General features: G+C 49.8%; 4 protein-coding genes. 2 read left to right on the forward strand and 2 right to left on the reverse strand.

Translation table 11 applies throughout. The features are described from left to right. Positions 1–72: 72 nt before the first annotated feature. Positions 73–1,269, forward strand: coding sequence for a formylglycine-generating enzyme family protein (locus J4G07_21700; GenBank protein ID MCE2416599.1), 1,197 nt, complete (start codon positions 73–75; stop codon positions 1,267–1,269). Between the two features lie 181 nt (positions 1,270–1,450). Here the strand turns inward: J4G07_21700 and J4G07_21705 are convergent, their stop codons facing one another. Further along, complete coding sequence (locus tag J4G07_21705) at positions 1,451–1,687, reverse strand: hypothetical protein (GenBank protein MCE2416600.1); 237 nt, start codon at positions 1,685–1,687, stop codon at positions 1,451–1,453. A 23-nt stretch (positions 1,688–1,710) separates the two neighbouring features. After that, a complete protein-coding gene (locus tag J4G07_21710; protein MCE2416601.1) occupies positions 1,711–3,807 on the reverse strand; it encodes an alpha amylase C-terminal domain-containing protein in 2,097 nt (698 codons plus the stop codon). A gap of 346 nt (positions 3,808–4,153) precedes the next feature. Here J4G07_21710 and J4G07_21715 point away from each other — a divergent pair. Beyond that, positions 4,154–5,161: hypothetical protein (locus tag J4G07_21715; protein MCE2416602.1), on the forward strand; the 1,008-nt coding region annotated here is incomplete at its 3' end.

Here is a 5,161-nt window from a genome sequence, read left to right on the forward strand (position 1 = left end):
CTGTGGTCTAATGCACAAGGAGGCGGGCATTCCTCCCCTACATAAATGCAGGGGTCTCCTGCCCGAAGATTGATGAAATCAGTTCTCAACTTTACGCTACTGACTGTCATGCTCTGTGTCGGCACAGTTTTCCTCTGTGCAATGGAGAGTTGTGAGAGTGACATAAACGAGGTCGAAGTCGTCGAGGAACAACCCGTCACCTTTCGCGAGGCGACTCCGCCTATCGGCAGCGAAATTGACGCAGACACAACGATAATTGTCCGTTTTTCCGCGCCACCGGGAGGCGTGACCGTAACAGGCAACGGAACGTTCTCCATGACAGTATTCAACGTAGAGGCGAAGATTACGGGACCCTTTGCGCCGGGTCCCTTGGCTCTTGTTGTGGCGTGGCGAGACGGTCAGCAGGCACTCACCTACACCGTGAAACTGCCCGATGTTGGGGAGGAGATAACAGGCACGGATGATGAGACCCAGACGCAGACAGCGATGGTGCTAATCCCAGCAGGCGAATTTCTCATGGGAACCAACGAGGCACCCGACCCGGAAGCCCCGCTCATCGAAGGTCCCATCCACACTGTGTTCGTTGATGCCTTTTTTATCGATGTCTATGAAGTAACCAACGCGGATTACCTGAAATTTGTATTGGCAAACCCCGAATGGCAAAAGGACAATGTCCAAGATGATATGTTTTATCTCGAACACTGGAGGAATGGGAATGACTTTCCGATCTGGAAAGCGGATCATCCCGTAACACATGTTAACTGGTATGCGGCGATGGCGTATGCACAATGGGTTGGTAAACGGTTGCCGACCGAGGCGGAATGGGAAAAGGCCGCCCGTGGCGGATTAGTTGGAAAAAAATTTCCGTGGGGCGACGAAAGCATAGATGAGACGCGTGCAAATTACGATTTTAAAGTCGGGGATACGTCTCCTATTGGTGGACCTGTCGGGGCGCAATATCCTCCGAACGGATACGGCTTATACGATATGGCTGGGAATGTCTGCGAGTGGACTCTGGATGCGGCTATCGCGGATTTCTACGCCGATACACCCCTTAAAAATCCATTAGCCGGCGTGCCTGATAATACCTTATCGAATCTGGCGTTCCTCATCGCAAATTTCACTGACATTGAAACACCTCGGATTTTGCGTGGCGGTAGCGCATTCTCAGCAGCCGAAATAGCATTTGTTACTGCACGTGGTGGGAAACCGCCGGGGAGTAGCCTCGGAAGCGTCGGTTTTCGATGCGTCAAAGATGTTTCACCCTAAGGCATCAAGAGGCGCGGTTTGTAACCGCGCCGAAAGTTAGAGGGTCTGGCTCTAACAATCCAACATAGACATACCCTGACGACAGAGGTCATGGTTGGCTGTCCCCATTTTTCCAAGAGGAAAACACCATCCATACGGCACGTGTTCGGGTAAAGAAATTATCAAAGAGGCGGACTACATTTTAATCTGCGGCTTCACCGCGCTCCGATTTTGTGGACACAGATTTCTGAGCAGGCGGTTCTGGATCGACGAACTTGTACTTACCGGACTTACGCATTTCTTTTTCTACTTTTTGGTAGTAAGCGAGTAATCGGTTTAAGTCGTGTCCACATTTTTCTGAGATTTTGTAGCGCATTTCCCGAACTTCCTTAACGACTTCGTTCATTTCTGGATTTAAAAGATCTTTGTTCTGTACCATTTTATGCAGTGCCTCCTAAATAATCAAGCGGTGTTGTCAATTTTGGTGTCATACACTAACACCTGCGCGCTTCGGGCGGGGACATACAGTTGAATGGATTGGGTATGCCCTTCCATGCCTACGTCTTGCCACGGATAATGCCTACCCTCTACGGCACCATAGCCACCGTAAGCCGTATCATCGGTGTTGAGGATAAGACGATAATCCTTTTGCTGAGGGACGGGGATACGCCAATCTGTGACCGAGGCAGTCGGATGGAAGTTGAATGCGAAGATAAGTCCGCCCCGTTCATAGACGATCTGTTTTGCGTCTTCATGAATATATAATAGATAGATATTTTCATCAGAAAGCAGATGGTACATTGCGTCAAGGTGTTGCATCGCGCCATCAAAAGCATTGAGATGTTTGTAACGGAGAGTGTCATCATCGACGAGGTGCCACTGCCTACGCGCATACCAGTAGGAGTTATTGTTCCCCGCTCGCGGAAAGTCGATCCATTCAGGGTGTCCGAATTCGTTCCCCATGAAGTTGAGATACCCCTCGCCCCCTAAACTAAAGGTCAACAGTCGGATGAGTTTGTGGAGCGCGATACCACGAGCGATGTAATGGCTTGTTGTGGAGACGCTCATGTTTGTGTAAAGTTCGGTCTCCATGAGTTGCATAGCAAGGGTTTTATCCCCAACGATCGCTTGGTCGTGACTCTCAACATAAGCGATGTGTTTCTCGCCTGTTCGCCGGTTGCACAACATACCGTAAATCTCGCCGATATGCCAGTCTTCATCCTTTTTCTCTTTCAACAACCGAATCCAATAATCCGGGATGCCCATTGCAAGCCGGTAATCGAAGCCGAGCCCGCCTTCCTCGGTGGGACGCGCGAGACCTGGCATTCCACTCATATCCTCAGCAATTGAAAGTGCGGTAGGGTTGATGGTGTGAACGACATCATTTGCTAACATCAGATATGCAATAGCGTCGAGTTCAACGTCAGCACCGAAGTAATCCGCGTAGCCCTCGAATTCCCGATCTAACCCGTGGTCGCTATAGAGCATGCTGGTGATGCCGTCGAATCTGAATCCATCGAACCGATACGTCTCCAACCAGTAGCGAATGTTGCTAAGGAGAAAGCGTTGCACTTCATACTTACTGTAGTCAAAACAGCGCGAATCCCATGCGATGTGGTCCCCTTTCTCACCGGCGTGGAAATAGTGGTGTGCCGTGCCGTCAAGGCGATTCAATCCTTCATTCATGTTTTTGACTGCGTGGCTATGGACCAGATCCATGATAACCAGTAAACCCATACCGTGTGCGGTATCGATAAGCACTTTGAGTTCTTCCGGTGTCCCGAAACGGCTGGAAACGGCGAAGAAATTGCTTACGTGGTACCCGAAACTTGCATAATACGGATGTTCCATGACCGCCATCAGTTGCACGGCGTTATAACCTAAATCTGCAATTCGGGGTAACACGTTTTGCGTGAATTCATCGAAGGTTCCCACCTTTTCCGCTTCCTGCGCCATACCGACGTGTGCCTCGTAGATTCGCAAGCCCTCGATGCGAGCATCAGAACGAGGTCCGTGATGTTTCCATTCATACGGATAGGGCGGTGCCCAATACTGTCCGATGAAATCGGCATTCCCTTCCTGAACAACGCGCTGAATATATGCTGGAATTCGGTCGAGTCCACCGAGTTCTGATACCACATGCACCTTGATTCGGCTCCCGTGTGTGAGTCGATCGGCGTAGTCTCTATCGGGCAGGAAGATATGCCATACACCACGTTCATCAACGGACATTGGATGTGCACTGCGATCCCAGCCGTTAAAATCGCCGATAAGGGCAAGCGCGTGTGCACCCGGTGCCCATTCGCGATACCAGATCCCGCTCTCACCGTCATTTTCCCCGCGATTGAAACCGAAATATTGGTGTCCTTGGCTTATTTCCCCTAAGATGCCGCCGGTTTTCTCAATCTCTGCTCTGAAACCTTGATAGTGTGCGAACCGCTCACGCTGCTGCGCTCGATACGGCTTTAGCAAAGGATCTGTCTCGATGAGAGCGGTGCCGTTTTTTAATTTTTCCTTGCGGAGAAATGATGTGGGTTTAGACTTTTTCGTGCCTTCCATAAATCCGCCTTCCATTCCATTACGGGCTATTGCATCATGATAAACCTAATTCTTTGATTTTGCGTAAATCCTGTTAACTATGGTGAATTATCAAAATATGTATACATTTCAGGAACACCACCCCCACCACCGCTGGCGAGCGTGTTTTGCTTGGGGTATTTGATAGGGTGTTTCTGCGGATTTCCTTTAAGTATCCTCTCCCATTTTTGGGTGTATAAGTAATTCTATAATTCACCATAAATGTCTCTGAAGTTTAGCACAAGACGGCTTGAAATGCAAATCGGATGTGTGCTACCATGTGAACATGCGAACCCCCTTTCCTCGAATAACGACGATATATTTCATATTGATAGCATTGGTGATCTGGTACCCTTCAGACGTTAAAGCGGTTGAGGACCTGTTTGAAATTCGGGTGTTTGACGGTCAAGTAGCTGTGATGCAACCCTATAGACTGGTTTCTGGGAAGCACTACCGACTTCAAGCAGTCTCCGCGGATGAGGAAGTGCTTACAGCGCAGTGGTTTCTTGCTGGAGATTTAGGTAGAATTACGACAAGGAATCAACCCACGCTAACCGCTGTTTTTGTAGGCGAGGGAGATCTTATTTGCCGTGTGGACGGAGTGGAACAGCGCGTAAGGTTAAACATCATTCCAGCGATGGGCACCATCGGAAGTCGTGGTGGAACACTCAAAAGTCCCGCTGGCGTGGAAATCAAGCTACCCGAAGGAGCATTCCCGATTGAACGACACATTGGGATAGAAATCGTGGCATCACCCGGATTACCGCCGACAGCCCTGCAGTTCATCCGTGTCGTTCAGATATCGCCCGCGCAGCTCATCTTAAAACGACCAATGCAGCTGACATTTCTCTTTGGAAGTGATGAGTTTCCAGGCGCAAAGCCACAACTCTATTTTTGGGAGGCGTTTGGGAAACAGTGGGTCCCTTTGCAAAGCCGTGTGAACGCTGTTCAAGGGGGTGTAACCGCTTCTATTAACCACTTCGGGATTTATACATTGATGGTGCATACGCCTGTAGATTTGGAGCGAACTGATCGGTTTCAGATTCAGAACGTCAAACTTTCGCCGCGTGTATTTTTCGCACCGGATAGGAATCGGCTAACAATAGCGTATCAACTCAAGGCACCGGAGGCAACGCAAGCGTTTGTAACAATGGATATCTTCGATCTTCGGGGCAGACGGGTTCGACGACTTCTTGAGGACACCCCTCACTACGTCGGTCCTAACGTTGCACAGTGGGATGGAGTGACGGATGACGGGAGGCTTGTCCGCAATGGACGCTACTTCCTTGTGATTCGCGCACGGATGGGTTCACAGCGCACGGCACACCGGAAGTTA

It is taken from the genome of Candidatus Poribacteria bacterium, from assembly GCA_021295715.1.
In the GTDB taxonomy this organism is placed as follows: domain Bacteria; phylum Poribacteria; class WGA-4E; order WGA-4E; family WGA-3G; genus WGA-3G.